We start from the raw sequence: 23,794 nt of genomic DNA, 5'->3' as shown, positions 1-23,794 counted from the left end.
CACCCCGATGCGCACTATCCCCACCCCGATCCTCCCGCAGCACGCACGCCAGCACAGGCGAATCGCCCAGGAGTGCCCCTTCATCCCACACCACGAGAAAAACCGCCCAGAAAGACCCTCATCAGGCCGCCCACCACTGACTCCAGAGCAACAGAGGTCTCCTCCAGCTCATTCAGCCGAAGGAGACCTCTATCCCGACATCAATCCCGACGCGGCTCCACCAACGCCACACACTCCATGTGATGGGTCATCGGGAAGGCGTCAAACACCCGCAGATCCGTCAACACCAGATCGCACTGCGCCAGATACGCCAGGTCTCGCGCCAACGCTGCCGGATCACAGGCCACATAGACCACCCGCTGAGGATGCAGCGCTGCGATCTGATCGATCACTGCTTTGCCCGCCCCAGTCCGCGGCGGATCAAGAACCACAACGTCACACGGCTCCCCCTGAGCCACTAACTCTGGCATCGCATGATCGACCCGCCCCTGCCACACTTCCACCTGGCCGTCTGAATCAAAATGATCCGCGGCAGCTTGAGCCGCCCGCACATCAGATTCCACCGCTATGACCTGACCCGATGCACCCACGGCATCGGCCATGACCCGCGCAAACAATCCCGCACCGGCGTACAGATCCAGACAACGCGCACCTGGACGTGGACGCGCCATCGCACCCACCACATCCGCCAAGGTCTGCGCTGCCGCCGGATGCACCTGCCAGAAACCCAGAGCATTGAGCCGAAACTCCACCGGGCGCCCATTAACCTGCACGACCTCATGGATTGTGGGAGTGCGTTTCAGCCCCTGTGGCGCCGCCACCACTGCGCGCTCCCCCGCTGAAGAAACCACGGCATGCACCGCCTTCGCCCGCGGATACCGCCGCTCAAACACCCCTGTCGGGGCGATCTGCGGGCTCGCCAACAAACACTCGTCGATATCGAGGACTTCCCGGCTGCGGTGCGGATGAAAACCGGTCCGCCCCTGACGATCTACCGCCAGGTCTACCCGGGTCCGCCACCCCAACCCGTCGTCGCTCACCCCGGGCAGCGCCTCCACCACCACGTCCCGCTCGATGCCCGCCAATCGCCGTAACTGCTCAGCGACGACCTCACCTTTCAGCTCACGTTGGTACGCCGGATCCGCGTGCTGCAGATCGCATCCGCCGCATCCAGCCGGTCCGGCGTAGCGACATGCCGGAGACACCCGACGCGGTGACGGCTCCAGGATCTCGATGGCCTCAGCGAGCAAGAACCGATCGCCTCCGCGACCAGCGCTCACCCGGGCTCGCACCTTCTCCCCTGGAAGGCTGTGACGCACGAACAACACCAGGCCCTCATGTCGGGCCACGCAATGCCCCCCATGTGCGACCGGGCCAATATCGACGACGTACTCGGTCCCTACCAGGGACGGTCTGGACTGACTCATTCGCCTCTCCTCGCGGCTCCGGCGGTCGGCGCTGCCTCCACGGCTTCAAACCAGGACTCCGCACCAGCGGAGGAACTGAGTTGCCACGGGACGCTGACCATCATCACGCCGGGGGTGAACAGCAACGCTGCTTTCAACCGCAGCGCGCTCTGATTATGCAGAATATGCTCCCACCAATGTCCCACGACGTACTCGGGGACATAGACCGTGACGACATCCTCGGGATAGCGAGTGCGTAATTCCTTGACCCACTCCAAAATTGGCCGAGTGATCTCACGGTAGGGGCTGTCCAAGATCGTGAGCGGCACCGGGATTTCGCGCCGGTCCCACTCCTTGGCCAAGGCCGCGGTCTGCTCGGCCTCAACATCGACAGTGATCGCCTCCAGATGGGAAGGCCGCGACGCCCGCGCATACGCCACCGCTCGCATGGTCGGCTTGTGAATCTGGCTGACCAACACAATCGCCCGGACTCGACTGGGCAACGCCCGTTCTTCCCGGGGGTCGTCGCCCAAGGCCAATTCTCTGCTGACCGCACGGTAGTGACGGTTGATCGCTTGCATCACAAAGAAGACCACGATCATCGCGGCGATCGCCCACTTGGCACCCCGCTCAAACTTCGTCATCATCACGATGGCCAGCACCAGAGCCGACATCGTCGCGCCGATCCAGTTGATCGCCCGACTGCGCCGCATCTGGCGACGCTCCGCAGGAGTAGCTTCCGGTAGCAACCGATTCCAATGCCGGATCATCCCAGCCTGGCTCAACGTGAATGAGACGAACACACCCACGATGTAGAGCTGGATGAGCTCGGTCACTTTTGCCTCGTACGCCACGATCAGCACGCACGCCGCACCCGCCAGGATCAGGATGCCGTTGCTAAAAGCCAACCGGTCGCCACGGGTATGCAGCTGTCGAGGAAGATAGCCGTCCTTCGCCAATACCGACGCCAGCACGGGGAAGCCATTGAAGGCGGTGTTGGCTGCGAGGATCAAGATGATCCCCGTCACCGTCGCGATGTAGTAGAGACCCGGTGGGAAGTCATGGAAGACCGTCCCAGCCAGCTGGCCCAGGACTGTCTCCTGCACATAGGAATCACCCACCGGTCGCCCATTGAGCAGCAGCTGCTCTGCGGGGAACTCCGCAAACTTCAGTCCCACTTGACGAGCCAGGACGATGATCGACAGCAACATCGTCACCGCGATCGAACCCATCAGCAGCAAGGTCATCGCCGCATTGGAGCTCTTCGGCTTCCGGAACGCAGGCACACCATTGCTGATCGCCTCCACCCCGGTCAATGCTGCACACCCGGAGGAGAACGCCCGCAGCATCAGGAAAACCATCGCGAACCCGGCCAACGATTCCATTCCCGGCTCGGGGGCCAACTCGAACTGCGCCGACTCTGCCATCGGCAACGTCCCGGTCGCGGCCCGCACGAAGCCCACCACCGCCATCACGACCACCCCGATCATGAAGGCGTACGTCGGGATGGCGAACAAGGTGCCAGATTCGCGGACCCCACGCAGGTTCATCGCCGTCAGCAAGATCACCAACACCACTGCGATCTCTGTTTCATGCCCTCGCACCTGAGGTAGCGCCGCAGCAGCGTTTTGAACTCCAGAGGAGACCGACACTGCCACCGTCAGTACATAGTCGACCAGTAAGGCGCTGGCGACCGTCACTCCCGCTTTGGCTCCCAGGTTGACAGTGGCGACCTCGTAGTCACCACCACCGGAAGGATAGGCATGGACGTTTTGCCGGTATGACATCACCACGATCGCCATGACAAAAGCCACCGCGAGCCCGATCTGCCATGAATGCGTCATGACCATCGCACCGCCGGCTGCAGCGAGGGTCAGGAAGATCTCGTCCGGGGCATAGGCCACTGACGAGAGTGCATCGCTGGCGAAAACAGGCAAGGCGATACGCTTGGGCAGCAACGTTTCTCCCAGCCGATCGCTGCGCATCGCCCGACCGATCAGGACACGTTTGAGAGCACGGCTGGCATTCGACACGGAGATCACTGTAGGTGGATGCACCCCTGACCCCACAGTCGAGATCAGTATCCGCACCCTCCTAGTAGCGCCACCCCACTCTCGTCACTCCCCACCCGCCAATGGGCTCCTGCGACGTGCCTGAGCGTGGCCGATGCCCATTGAGAGGTGTACCGTCAGGCCGTGCACTTCGTGATCATGGGCTGTGGACGTGTCGGCGCAGCACTCGCGCTGGCCCTCGAACAGCAGGGGCATGACGTGGCTGTCGTCGACCGCGATGCCACCTCTTTCCGCCGACTTGGACCCGACTTTGAGGGCCGACGTATCACCGGCCTGGGCTTTGACAGGGACACCCTGCAACAGGCCGGGATCACCCATGCCTATGCTTTCGCCGCCGTCAGCAGCGGAGATAACTCCAACATCCTCGCGGCCCGGGTCGCCCGCGAGACCTACGGCGTCCAAAACGTCGTCGCTCGTATCTATGACCCCGGCCGCGCTGAGATCTATCAGCGATTGGGTATCCCCACCGTGGGCACCGTGCGCTGGACCGCGGACCGGATGCTGCGTCGTCTGCTCCCCCAGGGCGCCGTCCCTCAGTTCACTGACCCCAGTGGCAAGGTCGTTGTCGCCGAGGTCCATGCCGACCCCTCCTGGATCGGACAGACCATCACCCGGATTGAGAAAGTCACCGGCACCAGGGTCGCCTACCTACTCCGACTGGGCGAAGGGATGATTCCCGTCACCGACACCGTCCTCCAGGACGGCGACATCCTCAACGTCCTGTGCACCGGAGAGCAACTCCCCCAGGTCGAGCAGATCCTCGACCGCACCCCACCGACTGACTGACCCTCCCGTCCAGTCCGACCAGACAGCCGCCAGCAGAAGGAACGCAAGCATGCGCGTGGTCATCGCCGGGGCCGGCAGCGTCGGCCGGTCCATCGCCCGAGAACTCATCAACAACGGTCATGAGGTCCTCCTCATCGACCACAATGCCGCTGAGGTGCAACCCAGCCGCGTCACCGACGCCTCGTGGTTGCTCGCTGACGCCTGCGAAATCTCCGCTCTGCACGAAGCTGGCCTGGAAAGCTGCGACGTGGTGGTCGCCGCCACCGGCGACGACAAAGCCAACCTGGTCGTCTCGTTACTCGCCAAAACCGAATTTGGGGTGCCACGCACCGTCGCCCGGGTCAACAACCCCAAAAACGAATGGCTCTTCGACGAAGGATGGGGCGTCGACGTCGCCGTATCCACCCCGCGGCTGATGACGGCATTGGTCGAGGAAGCAGTCAGCATCGGCAACCTGGTGCGGATCTTCGAGTTCCAGCAGAGCAGATCAGTGCTGGTCGAGATGACCCTGCCCGACGACTCCCCTTGGGCTGGCCGCCTCATCAGCGATGTGCCCTGGCCCCAGGACACCGTCTTGACCTGCATCGTGCGCGAACAACGCGCCATCGCCCCTTCCGCGGACGACCTGCTCGAAATTGGTGATGAACTCCTCCTGGTCACCACCCCAGAAGCTGAAAGCGGGCTGGAGCATCTGCTCAACCCCAACGCTCAACGGCCCGAAGAGGACTGACCTCTAGAAGAGGGTTTAGCTCTCGGCGAGTTCCCAGCAACGCCTAGGGGCGTCCCGGTCACACCGACCGGAACGCCCCTAGGGTGATAAGGCACGCACCGGTCAGGTGGAGCTCTTCTCGACCGGTTCGTCGTCCAACGGGGTATGCCCGCGCAGGATCAGTGCCGCGATCACCCCGACAACCACCAGGTACGCTGGCCAGCCCAACACGACCTTCGCGATACCCAGCCAGGCGACCTTCTCCGCAAAATAGAGCGGCAGCATGATCGCAGCTCGACCCAACATCAATCCGGAGAGCACCAATGTCATTCGGGCACAAACTCGCACCGTCCCGGCGTGGCGTCGCCACCGGGTGAATGTCGCAGCGGTCACCGACTCTGGGTCATCAACCAACCGCGGATCAGCCAAGGCCACCAAGAAACCCATCACTGGCCAGCGCACCACCACCGACAGCAGATAGATGAGCCCCTGACCTAGGTTCCACAGGATCGACGGCAAGAAAGCGTCCTCGGCCCGGCCAGAACGGAGCGCGAAAAACGCCGCTAAGCCCGTCGCGAACACCGATGTCAAGGCGTAGCGGGTCGTCTGACGTTGCATAAGCCGGGCTGCGACCGCGACCGCGACTGCCACCGCCGACGCAACAACGGCTAACCACAGATCGGATCGCCACGACCAAAACACCACGAAAGCGACTGTCGGGACCGCTGCTTCCAGCGCGCCACGCCATCCGCCCAGCATCTGCCCCAGACGTTCCCGAAGCATCTCCTCGACCGTGCCAGGAGTCTCAGAACTTGATGACCCATCAGCGAGCCGTGCTGCGACAATGCTCGGCAACGATTCTGTGCGGATGAGGGACTGGTCCAGGGCACGCGCCGAGGATCCGCCGTCGCGTTCAGTCGCCATGATGCCGCGGCAGGATCTGATACTGAGGATTGAAAATGGTGGGAGATCCCTTCCGGTAAGTGGCCCGCCCACGCACCCGCAACCGGACGCCCGGAGAGATCCCAGGAATCTCCCGTCGTCCTAGCCACACCAAGGTCATCGTGCCGGTCCCGTCGTACAACTCTGCCGTCAAGGTCGGCACGGTGGACCGCGGGGGCAAGGTCAACGAACGTAATTCTCCGCTGACCTCGACCACCTCACGGTTAGGCACCGCACTGATATGAGTCGTGCCCAGAGCTGCGCAATGCAAGGACAGCTCCTCGGCATCAACCTGCTCCGGGCTGCGAGCCAACCGACCGGCCATGCGCGAGAGAAACGACGCCATCAGCGGTCTCTCACCGAATCTCAGAGATTTCTGGACCGCGCTCGAAAGGTTTCAGATCATCTACCCGCAACGGGCCAGATCCAGCAGAATCCGGCTCGGAGGGCTCCGTCAGCTCCTTCGGCAACCGCAACGGGAGCATCTCCCGTGGTGGGCGGGCATCGCTGCCACGCAGCACCACAGTGTTGCCGATCATGTCGTAGAACGGAACGATGTCCCTTTCCTCCGAGGCTGCCGGACCGGTCACCACGGCGCGCAAGAACCACCGTGGGCCATCCACCCCGATGAAACGCATCACCTGATAGACGGTGCGACCGTCCGGCCCCCGCGAGGGCAATCTGGTCAACAACTCCAGACCGAACGGACCAGTCACCTCGTCCACCGCGCCACCACGTTCGGTGATGGAATCCGCGATCTCAGTGCGGATCGCCCGCCATAGACCGCCGCTACGCGGCGCGGCGAACGCCTGCACCTGCATCGAGCTGCCTGACAGATCAGTCGTCACCGACTGAATGTCACCGCTCTGCTGATCGACCTCAATGCGCAACTGGCAACCGCCGATCGACCCCAACCACAGACTTCCCAGATCGACGCGGTCACCAACCTCGTCGCTCACCTCGTCCCGGTCGAAAGGTCCAGTTCGAGCCCGATCGAATGTCGGTTCCGGCGGTACCTCAGGGGCACGGTCATCACCCTGGTCATCAACCAGCGCGTCGTCGTACTCCTCGTCGTACTCCTCGTCATAGCCCAGGTCGTCGGTGACGAGGACACGGCGCCCCACCGTGTCGTCATCATCGCGCCGCCGGCGCCGGAACAGTGCCATCCCTACTCCTCAAACTGCCGTCTTCATCGGCCCGCCCGTGCGTCCATGCAGCGGGCGGTCGTCTCTAGTCTGCCTGTGCGAAACCACCACTGGAGCCGTGTCCTGATTCACCCCGCTCGCTGGGGGGAAGGTGATCAACCTCGACGAGGTCGACCTTCACCACCGGTTGCACCACCAGCTGGGCGATCCGGTCGCCACGCTGCAAACTCACCGACTCCGCCGGGTCATGGTTGATCAGGTTGACCATGATCTCGCCGCGATAACCGCTGTCGATCGTGCCTGGGGCGTTCACCATCCCCACCCCTAATCTCGCCGCCAGCCCAGAGCGCGGATGGACCAAACCCACGAACCCCTGAGGAATAGCCACAGCCAGCCCGGTGCGCACCAGAGCACGCTCACCCGCCGCCAAAGTCACCTCGTCTCGGGCGTACAGGTCCAACCCGGCGTCGCCATCACGGGCGTACGCCGGGAGCGGAAGGTCGATATCCAAGCGGATCGCCCGGACCGGAACCGATGGTGTCGACACGTTCAGCCCGCGCACTCCGAGCACACCGGCTGCCCGTTGACCTCTTTGGCCAACTGGCTGCGGTGATGAACGAGGAAGCACCGTGAGCACGTGAATTCATCGGCCTGTTTGGGAATGACCCGGACCGAAAGCTCCTCCCCGGACAAATCCGCGCCGGGCAACTCGAAGCCTTCGGCTTGCTCGGTCTCATCGACGTCGACGCTGCTGGAAGCCTTATCGCCCCGTCGGGCCTTCAGCTCCTCAAGCGAGTCCTCGCCGAGGTCGTCGTCGTCACTCTTGCGAGGGGCGTCGTAATCAGTCGCCATCAAACTCTCCCTGTTGGCATGCTGGTGGAAACCGCCTGATCGGTGGGACGCGGAGCGAGCCCGCGTCGATCCTGAGGATGAACGCGCCGGACGGCGATTCTGTGCCCGGCCAAGCGGGATTGTGCACCAAAAGACGCCGGGTTTCATCCTCGACCCGCACAAAGGTCCTCGACATGTCCGAAACTGGACGTCTGACCCGCTTCCAAAACCTCGGCGGTAGAGCACTACCCGTCATCCCACGCGCCCCTCCCCCATCTCGACCGGATGGGACGCGTCAAGATACGCCTGCGTCATCAGGGCCGCCAACGGCGCGGATATCCCCGGTGACGCAGCCATGACCCCGGTCTCAGCGCGCGGCCCGGCAATCCAGAAACCCACCTGCGCACCGGCTTCCGCTGCGATGAGCATCCCCGCGGCGACATCCCAAACATGCACCCCCCGCTCGGCGTATGCATCCACTGTCCCTGCCGCAACCGCACACAGATCAAGAGCAGCACTTCCCCCACGGCGAATATCTCGAACCTGTCCCAAGACCGGCACCAACGCCTGAGCCTGCTCCACCCGCCGATCCGAGTCATAGGCAAAACCAGTCGCCAGCAAGGTCACCGCCAGATCGTCCACCGACGTGACCGACAGCGTCCCCGACGCCTCAGCACCTACCCCGCCCATGTCCCCGCGTACCGTTCCGATCTCATCACAACGGGCACCCCCACCACGGTGTGCATGAAAAACCACTCCTCGCGCCGGTGCCGCCACCGCCCCAGCCACCGTGACCCACCGACCCGGGATAGCAGGATCCCCCAGGACCGCTGCCACCGACACGCCGTACTCCTCCCGGCCATACACGTAGTTGACGGTCCCATCGATCGGGTCGAGAACCCAGGTCAGCGAGCTACGACCGTGCTGACCCGCTTCCTCCCCTAGCACGGCATCCTGCGGGCGTGCCACCGCCAACCGCCCCCGCAACCGCTCTTCCACTGCCCGATCCATCACCGTGACGACATCGGTCTGAGTGCTCTTCGTGTCCACCGCCCCCGCACGCGCTAAAGCCGCACCCCGCCCGTCCCGCGCCAGAAGCGCTCCGTCAATGGCCAACTCCACCGCTAACTGCCGCAACTCAACCAGATCCACACCCACGCACCCCGCGACGTCAGCGGGCACCTCGCGCGTCCACGGCATCCACTCTGCGGGATCGCTCATGCCTGCCCTCCCGAAAAAGCAGTGGGTTCCACGTCGTCCTCCCCGACAGCAGGGCGCCATCCCCGCGGATTAGGACAGCACCCCCGGGCACACCCAATATCCCCAGCACGAGGAGAAATATCATCATGATCACGGACCTGAGCAGCACGCTCAGTGATCAAATCAGCGAGCGCAGCGACGAATTCGGGGTCGCACCGCACGGTAGGCACCCGGGTGAAGGCCATCGCGTGGCTGTGGGCAACTGCAGCTGCGGTCTCGTCGAGGTCGTAGACGACTTCCATGTGGTCCGCGGTGAATCCGACGGGGGCGACGACTACGCCGCGCACGCCATCTGCAGCGAGGGCGGTGATGCGATCGCTGATGTCTGGTTCCAACCAGGGCTGGGTTGGTGGTCCCGAGCGAGAGCAGTAGGCCAGGTCTGGGAGGTCGGGAAGACCGTGGGTGACGGCGACATGGTGAGTGACGGCGGCCGTGATCTCGTGATGCCAGCGCGTGTAGGCCCCGCCGGGTGGGAGCCCAGACATGTCGTCTTGGGCGTGGGGGATCGAATGGGTGACGCAGACCAGCCGGACTGAGTCCGCGGGCAAGCCGGTGTCCTGAAGCAGAGCGGCAACGGCATCAGCGGCCAGACGCGCTGTGGTCTGGCTGAATCCGGGGTGCGTGGCGTAGGGGCTGATTCGGTCGACATGCAACGGCATGTCGGGGTGAGCGCGTCGGATCTCGGTGAGCGCGCTTGCCAAGTCTTCACGGTAAGAGCGGCATCCCGAGTACGAGGGATAAGCGCTAGTGGTGATGGCGATGAGGCGACGCCAGCCGTGCTCGGCGGCGTCGGTGAGCGTTTGAGCGGTGAAGGGTTCAGCGAAGCGGTTACCCCAGACCACGGGTCGGGGGGCTCCTCGACGTTCGAGTTCTGTTGCGAGTGCGTCCCGTAGGGCACGAGTTTCGTCGTTAATGGGGCTGCGGCCGCCGCGAGCGGTGTAGTGGCTGCCGACTTCTTCCAGGCGTTCTCGGGGGATGCCGCGTCCTCCGGTGACTCGTTCTAGGAAGGGCAGGACGTCCTCTTGCCGCTCCGGTCCGCCGAAACTATGGATGAGGACGGCGTCGTACGGCGCGAGCGCGTCGGTCGGCATGCTCTTGATCCTTCGGCTGGGCGGTCGGGGTGACCACCGTACCGGGGTCGAGTAGGGTCGACGTGCTGCGGTGGGGTGGGGGGATCCCTGGGCGGACGTCTGGAAGTGACGTGCGGCGTGGCCGATACCACAGACGGGCCTGACGTGGCAGAGTCGGGCGTGCATCTACCCCATGCTGAGAGGCGACCATGCAGGACCTGCATCTGATCGGAGTTCACGAGGACGGCGAGTTCCTGTTCCTTGTTGATGGCTCCGGTGTCGAGTATCGCCTTCGTCTGGACGACGCGGTGCGCCAGGCGGTACGTCGCGAGGCGCGGTCGATGGCCGGGAATGGTGGGGCGGATCGTTCTCGCACGTTGGGGCCGCGGGAGGTGCAGGCCATGATCCGGGCGGGCGCCACAGCGGAGGAGGCTGCTGAGCGTGCCGGTTGGACCGTGGAGAAAGTGCATCGGTATGACGGGCCGATCCTGGCTGAGCGCGAATACATTGCGGAGTCGGCGGGGCGGTCGCGGTTGCGTTCGCGCCAGGGTGGGGCGGAGACGACACTGTCGGCGCGGGTCACTGAGCGGTTGACCTCGCGGGGCGTTCCTGCGGATGCGGTGGTGTGGGATTCGTGGCGTTCTGAGGACGGTGCGTGGACGGTCGTTGCGGCTTTCGCTGCTGGTGGGCGGGCTAGGCAGGCGTCGTGGTCGTATTCCAGACAGACCGGGACGGTGCATGCTCTTGATGACGAGGCGTTGTGGCTTTCCGCGGATGACGATTCCGAATCGCCTTATCACGCCAGTCGGGTGGCGACTCGGGGCCGCCGGACCACGCCCTTTGGTCGGAGCGACAGCAGTGAGCAGCAGGGTCGGGCCTTCCCCTCGCGGCTGGCGGTGGATGAATCGGCGGTCGAAGATGTCGCGCGTCCCATGGAGGTCGCCGATGCTAGTGAGGGTGAGTGGGGTCCGGAAGGGGAGGATGACGGCTTTGAACTGATGGATGCGGTCCGGCATCATTCGGCGGCGGGGCGACGTGGTGGGCCCTCTCGTCCAGCGGTGTCACGGCGGTCCCCGCATCTTGATGTCCGTCACGCCGGTCCTGCGGACTTGTCTCCTACGACGGTCCCACCGTTGGATGAGCCGACCCCGGAGGACGCCGTTCCGCTGGTGGATTTTGGTTATGACCCGGAGATCATGCCGCCTCCGCCGGGTGCGCACAGTGACCCTTGCCCTGATGACGTGGATGGTCGCCCGGAACCAGCGGCAGCTGCCCTGGCCCGCCAGGAGGGTCCTCGTCGTGTGCGGCGCAACGGGCCGACGCCACGGCCTCGCCGTACGAGCCCTTCAGCAGAGGAAGGGCCAGCTGTTGAGGACACCTGGCAGCGGGAGGAGAGCCTTCCGGACGGCATCCATCGTGGTGGTTTAGGTGGTGCGGCAGGTCGGACGGTACGCCGCTCCGGGCGGGATGGCCGTGGCCATGAGCGCGGGGTGGAGATCACGACCGGGGAAAATGACGACGAGACCGTCTCGACGGCTCCAGGGACCGGTGATGCGGAGGATTCGGCCCGTCGCACGGTTCGATCTCGCGCCAAGGGCCGGGCCAGTGTTCCCAGCTGGGACGACATCATGTTTGGTCACCGCGGTCGGGAGTGAGCTGTCCTCTCTGGTCAGCGGACGGGGGTGGAGTGCTCTGGTATCGGTGCGCCCTGTTGTCCACGTCGAAGGGCAACACTTCCGGGGACGGCGACCGTTGACCTGCAACATGCGAGGTCATCCGGCGCATGTAGTGCCGGCGGCATAGGACTTCGTACTCGACTTCGCTGGGTCGTGGCATCGCCGGTGGGGCAGGAACTGCCGTCGTACCAGCAGCGTCGTTGACGTCACCCACGACGACCTGGTCTCCCTCAACCACCATCACCCCATCGACGACGCGGGCGTTGTGGGTGGCGCGCCGCCCACACCAGCACAAGGCTTGCACCTGAAGGACTTCGACGCGATCGGCGAGTTCAATGAGGCGTTTGCTGCCGCAGAACAATTGGGCTCGAAAATCGGCGGTGATGCCGAAGGCAAAGACGTCGACTCCGAGCTCGTCGGTGACTCGGGCGAGCTGATCGATCTGCGCCGCGGTGTAGAACTGAGCTTCGTCACAGACGAGGTAGTCGACCCGGCCGCCGCTACTGGCATGGTCGACGACCACCTCCCAGAAGTCGAGGTCATCCACGACCTCAACGGCTGGGCGTTCCAACCCTAACCGGGAGGAAATCACTCGCTCGCCAGCCCGGTCCAACTTGGTGAAGATCAGTCCAGCCCGGCCACGGTTGCGATGGGTGTGATCCAGTTGCAGCGCCAACGTCGACTTCCCACAGTCCATCGTCCCGGAGAAGAACACCATCTCAGCCACGGCCACCTCCTGGATGACGAATCAGCAAGGGGACGAGGACCTCGTCACGGGTCAAGGCGCCGTGCAAACCCAGCAGCCGCAACAAGCGAGGTGGTTGGCAGCGACTGTCGACCACGGCCACTGCGGATCGGCAGCTGATGACGATGTCGCCGATACGTCGGGAGACCTCTTCACGTCGGATAGCCGCTTCGGCGGTGCCAGGTGGGCCAAACCAGCCAGCGTCCAACGCTTCTTGACGGGTGAGGACGTGCGCTTGGTCGCCCAGTCGTTCGTTCCACCGCTGCCAGACGTCGGTCGTCGCACCTGGACGGACATAGAGCTGTGGGGAACGGGCTTCGCCGCCAAGGTGTCGCACCCCGTCCCCGAGCTCTGGTTCAATAGCGAGGTCGATCCGGTCAGCGAAGGGGATGTCAACCATGCCGTGATCGGCGGTGACGACCAACAGCGTGTCCGGGGGCAGCTGACCAGCGAGTCGTCGGAGCGCCGCATCGACTTCCTCGACTGCTTCCCCCCATTTGCTGCTGGCACAACCGTGTTCATGTCCGGCACGGTCCACCTCGCCCCAATACAGGTAGACCAGGCAACGTGGATGTGCCCGGAGCGCAGCCAACGCTGCAGGAACTCGGGCGTGGGGTTGGTCGGCTGCCCGGAAGGTCGCGCCCCGCAACGCTGCTCGGGTCAATCCGGAGCCGTCGAAGTACGCCGGACCAATCATCGTGACTGGGACGTCCGCGGCTGTGAGCTGCTCGAAGACCGTGGACGAGGGTTGCCAAGCGAGCGGATCAGGTCCGTCGAGCCAGCTGAGTTCGTTAACCAGTCGGTCGCGTTCAGGAACGAGCACCTCGTATCCGACCAGGCCGTGCGCGCCCGGGGGAAGCCCGGTGCCGAAGGTCCCCATGCTGGTCGCCGTCGTGGAGGGAAACCCAGAGGTGATCGCGCCCGCGTCTGGCAGCAACGAACGCAGGTACGGCGCATGACCGCTGCGTCGTCGGAGCAACTCCAAGCCCAGACCGTCGACGAGCACCACCACGGCCCGCCGGGCTGGCGGCACAGCCGGCATGGGCCAGTCAGGGTCTTGCGGGGAGGGCAAGCCTGGTAGCGGAACTCCGAGGGCCGCAGACACTGCAGGGAGCACCCCGGCTAGGCCTGCGCCGTCGTACCTCGGTGTCATCAACTCAGGGTCGGTGGCAGCGCTCACCGACCCGCAATGAGCTGCCTCATCTGGGGATTCGTGCAGACCCACCATCACCGGGCCGTCGCGGCCTGCAAAGCGTGCGCGAAGCCCATGGCTTCCCGGAGTTTGGCTTCCCCGTCAGCGACGGAGCTGATGCGCAGACTGATGTCGTCCGCAGTGACGGTGCCCTCATAGCCGTGGTCGGCGTCACAATTGGGGTCGCCGCAGGTCGCGGGGAGCAAATCGACCCGGTTGACCGATCCCCACCCGATCGTGACGGTAATTTCGTGGCCGAGGGCTCCTCGCCGGTACCGTTCCGGGTCAGCGACGACGTGGGTGAGCATCACTCCACGGACTCCGGTCAGCGGGATCGATTCGCTGGTGGCGGTGACAGTCGCTACCGGCGCATCCTCGTCTGCTCCGTGGTCGTCGGCATGGGCGACGACCAGACGGGTCGGGGTGAGCACCAGGACTGTGACATGCCGTCGAACCGTGTCGTGGTCGAAGGTGGTCTCCTGATGCACGAGGTGGGAGACCACCTGGTCCCCGGCGATCGCCGTAGCGACGACGTCAGCGACCAGGGCCGGGTAATAGCCAGCCTGTTCGATGCCGCGGTGGAGATCGGCGGGCAGAGTCAGCTCGCCGGCGGGACGTCCGGGGGTGTTCATGGATCAATCTTCACCCATTAGGTGAGTGCGCGTCGTCCTGCGTCCCGGCGTGCCGGGGCGGGAGCGACGTCGATATGAGCGCCTAGGACCTCTGCTCCCGTCTCGTGCGTGATGATCGGGTCGAGTTCTAACGCTGCGATCTCGGGAAGGTCATCGGCCAATGCGGCGACCCGCAAAATGAGATCCTCTACTACGGCTCGATCCACGGGAGGGCGGCCGCGTTGGCCGGTGAGGAGCGGAGCAGCCCGCAGGGAGTCGATCAGGTCTCGAGCATCGACGTCGGTCAGTGGGGGGATGCGGTAGCTGAGATCGCCGAGGAGGTCCGTTGCGGGACCAGCGATGCCAAAGCTGACGACCGGGCCGAAGAGCGGGTCCTCGTGGGAACACAGGGTGGTGGCGACACCGGGAGGGGCCATCCGTTGGACAGCCAGTTGCGGATCGGGATGGTCGGCCAGCCGGGTGGACATCGCGATGTAGGCGTCACGAACAGCGTGATCAGAATGCAGGTCGGCGTGGACCGCACCGGACCCTGGGTGGGATCTGAGATCGTCAGCGAGGGCACGCACCACCACCGGATAACCGATCTGCGCGGCCGCTGCGACCGCCTCTTCAGGGTTGGCGGCCCGGGTGGCTGGCCAGAGATGGATGCCGTAGGCGGCGAGCAGGGTGTGAGCTTCACCGGAGGTGAGCGCGCGTCCGGCGGGGTCGACTTGCAGGACAGCGTCGACGAGGTGTTGGGCTCCAGCACGATTGAGTCCTCGGGGGCGGACGTGTTCGCCGTGGTCCGCTTCTCGCCATAGGGCGTACTTGGCGACTCGGGCGAGCGCTTCGACGCCGTCCACGGCGGTTTGATACAACGGGATGACTCGACGGAGATTTGGTCCCATGTCGGGTTGGGGTTCCCCTGCTCTGTAAAGGGATTCGGAGACATCACGCATCCCTAGGAAGGTTGCTACGCAGGGAATGTTGTGCCCCCAGCAGGCGTGGGCGACGGTGGTGGCGACAGTCTCGTCTGAGGACTGTAGCGGCGGGATCAGGCAGACCACGACAGCGTCGGGTGCTGCGGCGAAGGCAGCGTCCATGGCGGTCTGGACATCGCGGGCGGTGGCATTGGCTGGGACCCGTACGGGGTTGCGGGCGAGGACGAGGCCTCGGGATAGGGCTGCGTCCGCGATGACCTGGGACAGTCCGTCAGAGTTGCTGACGATCACGATCTGGTTGCCGGTGGGGAGTGGTTGGTGGGCGACCAGTTCAGCAATGTCGACGAGTTGATGGATGGTGTGGGCGCGGATGACGCCAGCTTGTTGCAAGAGAGCGTCGAAGGCGGCGGGCGAGATGCGTGGGGCTCGGGCGCGATGTCCGGGAGGGACGGCGAGGGCGTCTGATTTCACGACGATCACTGGTTTGCGCAACGCGAGCTGCCGGGCGATCCGACTGTATTTGCGGGGGTTGCCCACCGATTCGAGGTACATCCCCACGACCCGGGTGTGGTCGTCGTCGATCCAGTACTGCATGAGGTCATTGCCGGAAATGTCGATGCGGTTGCCGGAAGAAACAAAGGTGGACACACCGAGTCCTCGGCGGGTGATAGCTGTGAGCAGCCCGACGCCGAGACCCCCGGATTGGCTCATCACACCGAGACCGCCGCGCGGCGGAGGACGCCGACTGATGGTGGCGTTGAGCTGCACGTCCGGGTGGTTATTGACCAGCCCGAAAGACAGCGGACCGAGGACCCTCATCCCGGCTGCGCGGGCGCGGCGCAGGAGTTCGTCCTGTCGTCGTACGCCGTCGTCGTCGGATTCAGCGAACCCTGAGGAGATGACGGTGACGGCGGTGACATTTTTGGCGGCACAGTCGGCGATCACGTCGAGGACGGCTTCGGCGGGCACCGCGATGACGGCCAGGTCGACAGCACCGGCGATGTCGCTGACCCGCTCGTAGCTGGGGAGGCCTCGGAATTGATCGGTTTCGCAGTTCACTGGGTAGATCTGGCCGGTGAAGCCACCGTCGAGGATGTTGTCGAGGACGATGCTGCCCAGTGCATCAGGGCGTCGGCTGACCCCGACGACGGCCACCGAGCGTGGGGCGAGGACGTCGGCCATGTTTTCAGCTTCAGCTCGATGTTCCCGGGAGAGGCTGACTTCCGCCGAGCGGGCGGTGGTTTGCAGACTCAGCCGTACGGCGATGATGCCGTCGTCGAAGTGATGCCCTACGTCGTATCCGGCGTCGGTGAAGACTTTCATCATCTTGCGGTTTTGTGGGAGGACATCGGCGACGAAGGTGTCGATCCCTCGCTCTTGGGCGATGGCGGCGAGATGTTCCAGCAGGACTGAACCGATGCCTTTGCCCTGGTGATGGTCGGAAATGTTGAAGGCCACTTCGGCGGTGGTGGCGTCGGCGAGCCGGTCATATCGGCCTACCCCGATGATGGCGTCGCGCATGGTCACGACCAGGGCGACGCGGTCGACATAGTCGACGTGGGTGAACCGGACCACATCCTTGTCGGACAGTTCTTTCAGAGGTGCGAAGAACCGGAGGTAGATGGATTCCTCGGATTGTCCGGCGTGGAAGGCGCGCAGCCCGTCGGCGTCGCCGGGAACGATGGGTCGCACCTGGGCGAGAGAGCCGTCACGGAGCACCACGTCGGCTTCCCACCGATGCGGGTAGTTCGCGGGGAGGGGCGGCGCATCGTGCGCGTCGGGCTTGGGTGGGTCGGCGCCGGGGCCAGTCGGTGGCTCCGGCGGGTCACCGAGGAGCCGCTCGACGTCCGTCATGTCGCCATCCTTGCGATCGCGACGTCACCGGTCAACGATCTACGGAGGGATGTCAGTACGTCGCAGTGGCCGGTGCGCGGATCTGTTCGGCTCTGTTGGGGCACTGTTCAGGTCTGCTACGGTACCGGGCAGGATGCCGTGGCGCCGATGCCGGCGGCGACATGTCAGAAGCGACACGACGATGCATCAGTCCCAAGGCCACTGCGTGACGGTGCTCTCGCCCCGTCGGTGCCACCGTGCGATTCGACGGTGCGGACCGGGACGCCCGGACACCCCGGTGGTCGCTCGTCGCGTCGACCTGATCCCGCAGCGGCCACCGTCATGGCAAGCCGTTGGCAGATTCGGATCCGACGGCCTGGAGGTGTGCACCCCGTGATCCTCACCCTGACTCCCAATCCCAGCGTGGACCGGACCATCAGCGTGGACCAGTTGTCTCGCGGGCACGTCCATCGTGCCACTGGGACCCGAGTAGATCCCGGCGGTAAAGGGCTCAACGTGTCGCGCGCGTTGACCCTGCATGATGTGCCCACCTTGGCGGTGCTGCCACTGGGCGGCCCGTTGGGACATCTGATGCGTGAGTTGCTACACACCAGTGACACTCCAGCTCTAACGGTGCCTATTCACCAGTGCATTCGAGTCAACATCACCCTGGTCGAACCAGATGGCACCACCACCAAGATCAACGAGCCCGGGCCCGCGCTGGACCCCACCGAGATTGAGTCACTGCTCACCGCCACAGTCGAAGCTCACCACGCCCCCGGGACATGGGTGGCCGGGTGCGGCAGCCTCCCCGACGGTGCCCCACCACAGTTGTATGCCGACCTGATCGGGCGACTTCGAGGCCGCGGCGCCCGCATCGCGGTGGACACTTCTGGACCAGCGTTGCACGCGGCCGTTGCTGCTGGCCCTGACCTGATCAAACCGAACCGACACGAACTCGGTGAACTCGTCGGTGCCGACTTGACCCGGCTCGGTGACGTCATTGACGCTGCGAAGTCCCTGCTGGATCGAGGCGTCGGTGAAGTCCTGGTCTCCCTGGGTCGGGATGGGGCTGTGCTTGTCACCGCCGATGATGTGATCCGCGCTCACGCCCCCGTGGCGCGGCCAGTCTCCACCGTCGGTGCTGGTGACTGCACTCTCGCCGGGTATCTCTTAGCGTGTCGCCGTGGCGCCGACCCGGACCGGGCCTTAGCCACAGCAGTAGCGTTCGGCGCCGCAGCGGTCGCCTTGCCAGGCAGCGCTGTCCCTGGACCGGAACAGGTCGACGCCGTACGTCCACAGGTGGAGTTGCGCCCCGACCCGGGGCTCCCCCTCGACGACTGACTTTCCTCCCCTACCCCTGAACGACAGACGAAGGAGTCATTGATGTCTCTCATCACGCCCAGCCAGGTCCTGCTTGACCTGCCCGCCGATGACCGCCAGCAGGTCGTCCACGCCCTCGCCCAGACCCTCGTAGACGACGGACGCGTCACCGACCTCGACCAATTCCTCGCCGACATTGCCGCCCGGGAGAAGTTGATGGCCACCGGGCTTCCCGACGGGATCGGCATCCCGCACTGCCGGAGCGCCGCCGTCACTGTCCCGTCATTAGCCTTCGCGCGCAGCGCCAACGGTGTCGACTGGGGCGCTGCCGACGGTCCGGCCACCTTGATCTTCATGATTGCCGTGCCCGACAGCGGCGGGGAAGACCACCTGGCGATCCTGGCGAAACTGGCCCGCAAACTGATGCGCCGCGAATTCAAACAGTCGCTGCGCGACGCAGGCAATGCCGATGAGGTCGTGCGCATCATCGAAGACCAGGTTGTGAACGCATGAAATTCGTGGGGGTGACCTCCTGCCCCACCGGCATCGCCCATACCTACATGGCGGCCGAAGCCCTGGAAATGGCAGCACAGGACGCCGGGCATGAGATGGTCGTGGAGACCCAAGGTTCAGCGGGGGCGGTCCCGATACCTCAGGTCACCATCGACGCCGCCGACGCCGTGATCTTCGCCCACGACCTGGAAATCCGCGACGCCGCACGGTTCGCGGGCAAACCCACCGTCGATGTCGGAGTGAAACAAGCCATCAGCGACGCCGCCAGCCTGATCGCTCAAGCCGAAGCCCTCGCCGCCCGCCAAGCAACCAGCAGTTCACCGGCCACGCCGACCGCCACAAGTCCCCCACCAACCCCGGTCACCACCGACGACCCACATCTCGGCGTGCGCATCAGGCAATGGTTGATGACCGGTGTCTCCCACATGATTCCCTTCGTCGCCGCAGGCGGCATCCTCATAGCCCTGGGATTCATGCTGGCGCAAGCCTTCGGTGGGGACCACGGCGCCATCGACGTCACCCAGCACTACGCCCTCACCGGCGGCAAGCAGGGCGTCACCGACATCGTCGCCCACTTCAACCCCCTCGACGGGATGCACTGGGCAGCACTGCTTTTCCTCGTCGGCGCCGCATCCTTCTCATTCCTCGTGCCCATCCTGTCCGGGTACATCGCCTTCGGGATCGCCGACCGGCCCGGACTGGCCCCAGGCATCGTCGGCGGATCCATCGCCACCACCATGGGAGCCGGTTTCCTCGGGGGGATCGCCACCGGTTTCCTCGCCGGATTCACCGCCCGCTGGATCAGCAGATGGCCAGTGCACAAAGGAGTCCGCGGCATCATGCCGGTCATCGTGATCCCCCTCCTGTCAACCGTCATCACCGGCGGCGCGATGATCCTGGTCCTCGGCCGACCCATCGCCGCGCTCATGGAAGGCCTCACCAACGCGTTGAACGGGATGTCCGGATCCAGCGCGATCCTGCTCGGAGCAGTCCTCGGCCTGATGATGGGCTTCGACCTGGGCGGCCCCGTCAACAAGGTCGCCTACACCTTCGCCACCACCGGATTGACAGCAGTAGCCACCTCCGCCGTCACCGACGCCGCCCAGATGAAAATCATGGCCGCCGTCATGGGGGCAGGCATGGTCGCTCCATTAGGCATGGCTCTCGCCACCAGCGTGCGCCCGGCGTTGTTCACCACCCCCGAACGCGAAAACGGCAAAGCTGCCTGGCTGTTGGGACTGTCCTTCATCTCTGAAGGAGCCATCCCATTTGCTGCCGCAGACCCATTGCGAGTGATCGCGGCGTCCATGACCGGATCAGCAGTCACCGGCGCCCTCGTGATGGCCTTCGGCAGCGCACTGCGAGCCCCGCACGGCGGCATCTGGGTGATCGCCTTGATCAGTAACTGGGCAATGTTCTTGATCGCCGTCGCCATCGGTACCGCCGTATGCGCGGCAATCGTGGTGGCACTCAAAGGGTATGGGGCGGCAAAACCCCTCGAAACAGCCCTCACCGACACACCGGCGACCTGAGTCACTCAACGATCTGAACAGCGAAAACACCGTGGCGACCGCTGGTGAGGATGATGACACGTTCAAGCAGATTCCGCCCCAGCGGCTCGCACCGGCAGAATGAGAGCACAGACTGCTCCACAACGAGGTGTCCAGCAGTGCGCGACGGCTCCACCAGCGGGCCGTGCGAATTCTCCATCCGACCCAGTGGACCCACCCCACGTGATGAAGGAGCCCCCATGGCAACACGCACTGTCACCATCGCCTCCAGCGTCGGCCTGCACGCCCGACCTGCTGCGCTATTCGTTCAGGCCGCCACCGCGACCGGCCTACCGGTGACCATCGCCAAGACCGGCGGCACGCCGGTCGACGCTCGCAGCATCCTGGGCGTCATGGCGCTCGGCGCCAAACACGGCGAGCAGGTCGTGCTCACCGCAGACGGCGCCGACGCCGACGCGAAGCTGGACTCACTCGTGGCATTGCTGTCACGCGACCTCGACGCGGAGTGACCCGATGACCCGACATGTCATCCACGGCATCGGGGTCTCGGCCGGAACGGCCTCGGGGCCGGTCGTCCATGTACGACCGGCCCCGGGCTTCGACCCGAATGAAGCCCCCACCACCGACGCCACCGCCGCCTCCCGTCGCGTCACCGACGCCCTAGAACAGGTAGCCACTGGCCTTGAAGCCCGCCTCGCCAAAGCCAGCGATCACGCCAAACCTGTCCTCCAGGCCACCGCGATGATGGCCCGCGACCCAGGACTGGTCACCGCGATCGACGGCAAACTCGGCACCGGGCTCGGACTGACCCGCGCCGTCCACGACGCCGTCGAGGACTACTGCGCCATGTTCGAAAGCTTGGGCGGCTACATGGCCGAACGAGTCACCGACCTGCGCGACGTGCGCGACCGCACCATTTGTCGACTGCTCGGCGTCGCCGAACCCGGCGTTCCTGACCTGCGCTCCCCCTCGGTCCTGGCCGCCCACGACCTGGCACCCGCAGAAACCGCCACTCTGGCCCGGGACAAAGTCCTCGGCATCGTGACCAGCGCCGGCGGACCGACCTCACACACCGCGATCCTCGCGGCGCAACTCGGCATCCCCGCCGTGGTGCAGGCCAAAGGCATCACTGACACCCCGGACGGCACCATCGTCGCCCTCGACGGCGGTGTCGGCGAAGTCGTCGTCGATCCCTCCCCCGCTGACATCAGCCAACTCTCTGAACGCGCCCGGCGCCGTTCCGCAGCCTTGGCGGGGTCCTCCGGAGAAGGTGCCACCTACGACGGACACAAGGTCGCCCTCCTAGCCAACATCGGCACCGCCGCTGACGCCCGCGCCGCGGCCGCTCAGGATCTGGAAGGATCCGGCCTGTTCCGGACCGAATTCCTCTTCCTGGACCGGGAAAGCGCTCCCACCCTGGACGAGCAAACCGCGACCTACACCGAGGTGCTGCGCGCCTTCGGCACACGCCGCGTCGTCGTACGCACCCTGGACGCTGGCGCAGACAAACCCCTGCCCTTCGCCGACCTGGGACCGGAAGAAAATCCCGCCTTGGGCCGACGTGGGCTACGTCTCGGCATGATCCGCGAGGACCTGCTCGACACCCAACTCAAGGCGCTCGCCGCCGCGTATCGGGCCACTGGGGCCGATATTCGAGTGATGGCTCCGATGGTCGGCACGGTCGAGGAAGCCGAATACTTCGCAGCGAAGGTCCGCGCTGTGGGCCTACCGAAGGTCGGCGTGATGGTTGAGGTTCCGGCGGCGGCGCTGCGCGCGGATCATCTGCTCTCCGTCGTGGACTTTGCTTCGCTGGGCACCAACGACCTGCAGCAATACACCATGGCTGCCGACCGGATGCAGGGTGAGCTGGCGACCCTGCTGGACCCGTGGCAGCCCGCACTGTTGCAGCTGGTTCGTTCCACCTGTGAGGGAGGACGGGCCACCGGCAAGCCGATCGGCGTGTGTGGTGAAGCTGGCGGTGACCCACTGTTGGCGTTGGTGCTGGTCGGATTGGGTGTGTCCAGTCTGTCGATGGCCCCGGGCAAAGTGTCCGCGGTGCGGGCGTCGCTGCGACTGCACGACTTGGCCACCTGTCAGCAGATGGCGGCGTACGCCGTCGCAGCTCGGACAGCGAAAGACGCCCGCAACGCCGTACAGGCGCTGGTGCATCCGCAGCTGCTCGATTTGCTGTGATCTGATCTGGTCTGATCTGCGGCCCCGGTGCGCTCCTTCGAGAGGGCGCCGGGGTCGTGTCATGTCCGCTCTCGCCTTCCGCTGGTGACGGCGTGCGCTGCCGCGAAAGGTCGGGAGCCATCGAGGATGAGAGTGTCTGTCCCCAACAGCCCCAACGGGGTGACGGCTTCGCTAGCGTGGCCGCATTACTCACCGACACGAAGGCCTCAGGAGACTCACATGCAGATCACCCCGGACACTGTCGCCTTGGTCACCGGTGGGGCTTCCGGTTTGGGTGAAGCGACCGTACGGCGCTTGCACGCTGCCGGGGCAGGAGTTGTCATCCTGGATCTGCCCACCTCCCGAGGGGTGCGTCTGGCTGAGGAGTTGGGCGCCCGGGTGCGCTTCGTCCCGGCTGATGTGCGGGAGGAATCACAGGTCACAGCTGGTATCGACGCTGCCCGGGAGTTGGGGACGTTACGGATCGCGGTGACCTGCGCGGGGGTAGCCACCCCGGGCCGCATCATAGGTCGGAGCGGTCCGTTGCCGTTGGAGACGTTCCGGACAGTCGTTGAGATCAACCTGGTCGGCACGCTGTCGGTGCTGCGGTTGGCTGCTCAGGAGATGCATCACCATGAACCAGTCGATGGGGATCGCGGAGTGGTGGTGATGACAGCGTCGATCGCGGCGTACGACGGACAGGTCGGTCAGGCGGCGTACGCGGCGAGCAAGGGAGGCGTGGTGGCGTTGACCCTTCCTGCGGCTCGGGAATTGGCGGATAAGCAGATTCGGGTGATGACGATCGCACCGGGCACGATGGAAACTCCGATGATGGCGGGGCTGCCGCAGGAGACCCGAGATGTCCTCGGGGCAAGCGTGCCGCATCCGAGCCGATTGGGCCGTCCGCAGGAGTACGCCGCTCTGGTCGCGCACATCGTGGACAATCCACTGCTCAACGGTGAGGTGATCCGGTTGGACGGGGCACTACGGATGCCGCCGCGGTGACCGTCCTAGAAGATGGGGTGGTCCGGGGTGACCTGGTGGCTGGAGCATCGC

23 protein-coding genes are annotated in these 23,794 nt (G+C 65.1%); 9 read left to right on the top strand and 14 right to left on the bottom strand.

The genetic code is table 11. The features are described 5' to 3' along the window. Nucleotides 1-200 precede the first annotated feature (200 nt). Both KEM60_RS11460 and KEM60_RS11455 read right to left on the bottom strand, forming a co-directional pair. Entirely contained in the window at nucleotides 201-1,427 is a 1,227-nt protein-coding gene (locus KEM60_RS11460; RefSeq protein ID WP_219107750.1) for a class I SAM-dependent RNA methyltransferase, read from the bottom strand. Next, nucleotides 1,424-3,439, bottom strand: coding sequence for an APC family permease (locus tag KEM60_RS11455; RefSeq protein WP_219107749.1), 2,016 nt, complete (start codon nucleotides 3,437-3,439; stop codon nucleotides 1,424-1,426). Before KEM60_RS11455 ends, KEM60_RS11460 begins: the two co-directional genes overlap by 4 nt. Nucleotides 3,440-3,601: 162 nt before the next feature. Here KEM60_RS11455 and KEM60_RS11450 point away from each other — a divergent pair, with 162 nt between their 5' ends. Both KEM60_RS11450 and KEM60_RS11445 read left to right on the top strand, forming a co-directional pair. After that, nucleotides 3,602-4,264, top strand: a complete 663-nt coding sequence (locus KEM60_RS11450) for a TrkA family potassium uptake protein (RefSeq protein WP_219107748.1) — start codon at nucleotides 3,602-3,604, stop codon at nucleotides 4,262-4,264. A gap of 49 nt (nucleotides 4,265-4,313) precedes the next feature. Further along, nucleotides 4,314-4,994, top strand: coding sequence for a TrkA family potassium uptake protein (locus KEM60_RS11445; protein WP_219107747.1), 681 nt, complete (start codon nucleotides 4,314-4,316; stop codon nucleotides 4,992-4,994). Nucleotides 4,995-5,096: 102 nt separating this feature from the next. Here KEM60_RS11445 and KEM60_RS11440 read toward each other — a convergent pair whose 3' ends face one another. From KEM60_RS11440 to KEM60_RS11410, 7 genes are all read right to left on the bottom strand, one after another. Then, nucleotides 5,097-5,897, bottom strand: coding sequence for a DUF3159 domain-containing protein (locus tag KEM60_RS11440; RefSeq protein WP_219107746.1), 801 nt, complete (start codon nucleotides 5,895-5,897; stop codon nucleotides 5,097-5,099). After that, nucleotides 5,887-6,261, bottom strand: a complete 375-nt coding sequence (locus KEM60_RS11435) for an OB-fold nucleic acid binding domain-containing protein (protein WP_219107745.1) — start codon at nucleotides 6,259-6,261, stop codon at nucleotides 5,887-5,889. Before KEM60_RS11435 ends, KEM60_RS11440 begins: the two co-directional genes overlap by 11 nt. A 10-nt stretch (nucleotides 6,262-6,271) precedes the next feature. Next, a complete protein-coding gene (locus KEM60_RS11430; protein WP_219107744.1) occupies nucleotides 6,272-7,081 on the bottom strand; it encodes a DUF3710 domain-containing protein in 810 nt (269 codons plus the stop codon). Nucleotides 7,082-7,145: 64 nt separating this feature from the next. Further along, entirely contained in the window at nucleotides 7,146-7,607 is a 462-nt protein-coding gene (gene dut, locus KEM60_RS11425) for a dUTP diphosphatase (protein WP_219107743.1), read from the bottom strand. 2 nt (nucleotides 7,608-7,609) lie between these two features. Then, a complete protein-coding gene (locus KEM60_RS11420; protein WP_219107742.1) occupies nucleotides 7,610-7,912 on the bottom strand; it encodes a DUF4193 domain-containing protein in 303 nt (100 codons plus the stop codon). Nucleotides 7,913-8,143: 231 nt separating this feature from the next. Next, the gene (locus tag KEM60_RS11415) at nucleotides 8,144-9,112 is read right to left on the bottom strand and encodes an inositol monophosphatase family protein (protein ID WP_255574543.1); all 969 of its coding nucleotides are present in this window, start codon (nucleotides 9,110-9,112) and stop codon (nucleotides 8,144-8,146) included. Continuing rightward, a complete protein-coding gene (locus KEM60_RS11410) occupies nucleotides 9,109-10,242 on the bottom strand; it encodes a ferrochelatase (RefSeq protein WP_219107741.1) in 1,134 nt (377 codons plus the stop codon). Before KEM60_RS11410 ends, KEM60_RS11415 begins: the two co-directional genes overlap by 4 nt. 188 nt (nucleotides 10,243-10,430) lie before the next feature. On the opposite strand from KEM60_RS11410, the gene sepH reads away from it, so the two are divergent. After that, entirely contained in the window at nucleotides 10,431-11,876 is a 1,446-nt protein-coding gene (gene sepH, locus KEM60_RS11405; protein WP_219107740.1) for a septation protein SepH, read from the top strand. On the opposite strand, the gene KEM60_RS11400 is transcribed toward sepH, so the two are convergent. The 4 genes from KEM60_RS11400 to KEM60_RS11385 are packed head-to-tail and all read right to left on the bottom strand — an operon-like array spanning nucleotide 11,848 to nucleotide 17,240. Next, the gene (locus KEM60_RS11400; RefSeq protein WP_219107739.1) at nucleotides 11,848-12,624 is read right to left on the bottom strand and encodes a thymidine kinase; all 777 of its coding nucleotides are present in this window, start codon (nucleotides 12,622-12,624) and stop codon (nucleotides 11,848-11,850) included. The two genes, sepH and KEM60_RS11400, sit on opposite strands and share 29 nt — an antisense overlap. Then, nucleotides 12,617-13,870, bottom strand: a complete 1,254-nt coding sequence (locus KEM60_RS11395; protein ID WP_370626358.1) for an alkaline phosphatase family protein — start codon at nucleotides 13,868-13,870, stop codon at nucleotides 12,617-12,619. The genes KEM60_RS11400 and KEM60_RS11395 overlap by 8 nt, the downstream gene beginning before the upstream one ends. Beyond that, on the bottom strand, nucleotides 13,870-14,466 hold the full coding sequence (locus KEM60_RS11390; protein ID WP_219107738.1) for a DUF5998 family protein: 597 nt from the start codon (nucleotides 14,464-14,466) through the stop codon (nucleotides 13,870-13,872). The genes KEM60_RS11395 and KEM60_RS11390 overlap by 1 nt, the downstream gene beginning before the upstream one ends. Before the next feature lie 17 nt (nucleotides 14,467-14,483). Then, nucleotides 14,484-17,240: a GNAT family N-acetyltransferase gene (locus KEM60_RS11385; protein WP_219107737.1), complete on the bottom strand. Its 2,757-nt coding sequence runs from the start codon at nucleotides 17,238-17,240 to the stop codon at nucleotides 14,484-14,486. A gap of 372 nt (nucleotides 17,241-17,612) precedes the next feature. Between KEM60_RS11385 and pfkB the strand changes: the two genes are divergently transcribed. The 3 genes from pfkB to KEM60_RS11370 are packed head-to-tail and all read left to right on the top strand — an operon-like array spanning nucleotide 17,613 to nucleotide 20,587. Then, nucleotides 17,613-18,563 (top strand): 1-phosphofructokinase, encoded by a 951-nt coding sequence (gene pfkB, locus KEM60_RS11380; protein WP_219107736.1) that lies wholly within the window; start codon nucleotides 17,613-17,615, stop codon nucleotides 18,561-18,563. Nucleotides 18,564-18,605: 42 nt separating this feature from the next. Continuing rightward, entirely contained in the window at nucleotides 18,606-19,055 is a 450-nt protein-coding gene (locus KEM60_RS11375; RefSeq protein WP_219107735.1) for a PTS sugar transporter subunit IIA, read from the top strand. Further along, on the top strand, nucleotides 19,052-20,587 hold the full coding sequence (locus tag KEM60_RS11370; RefSeq protein WP_219107734.1) for a PTS fructose transporter subunit IIC: 1,536 nt from the start codon (nucleotides 19,052-19,054) through the stop codon (nucleotides 20,585-20,587). Before KEM60_RS11375 ends, KEM60_RS11370 begins: the two co-directional genes overlap by 4 nt. Before the next feature lies 1 nt (nucleotide 20,588). On the opposite strand, the gene KEM60_RS11365 is transcribed toward KEM60_RS11370, so the two are convergent. Then, a complete protein-coding gene (locus KEM60_RS11365; RefSeq protein ID WP_219107733.1) occupies nucleotides 20,589-20,765 on the bottom strand; it encodes a hypothetical protein in 177 nt (58 codons plus the stop codon). Nucleotides 20,766-20,805: 40 nt separating this feature from the next. Between KEM60_RS11365 and KEM60_RS11360 the strand changes: the two genes are divergently transcribed. The 3 genes from KEM60_RS11360 to KEM60_RS11350 all read left to right on the top strand — a co-directional run bounded on the left by KEM60_RS11360 (nucleotide 20,806) and on the right by KEM60_RS11350 (nucleotide 23,743). Next, nucleotides 20,806-21,075: an HPr family phosphocarrier protein gene (locus KEM60_RS11360; RefSeq protein WP_219107732.1), complete on the top strand. Its 270-nt coding sequence runs from the start codon at nucleotides 20,806-20,808 to the stop codon at nucleotides 21,073-21,075. A gap of 4 nt (nucleotides 21,076-21,079) precedes the next feature. Then, nucleotides 21,080-22,759 (top strand): phosphoenolpyruvate--protein phosphotransferase, encoded by a 1,680-nt coding sequence (gene ptsP / locus KEM60_RS11355; RefSeq protein ID WP_219107731.1) that lies wholly within the window; start codon nucleotides 21,080-21,082, stop codon nucleotides 22,757-22,759. A 219-nt stretch (nucleotides 22,760-22,978) separates the two neighbouring features. Continuing rightward, nucleotides 22,979-23,743, top strand: coding sequence for an SDR family NAD(P)-dependent oxidoreductase (locus KEM60_RS11350; protein WP_219107730.1), 765 nt, complete (start codon nucleotides 22,979-22,981; stop codon nucleotides 23,741-23,743). The last annotated feature ends 51 nt before the right edge of the window (nucleotides 23,744-23,794 follow it).

The sequence above is a fragment of the Austwickia sp. TVS 96-490-7B genome (assembly GCF_019331795.1).
GTDB lineage: Bacteria > Actinomycetota > Actinomycetes > Actinomycetales > Dermatophilaceae > Austwickia.
The sequence above is the reverse complement of the archived record's forward strand: the minus strand, read 5'-3'. Positions and strand labels throughout refer to the sequence as shown.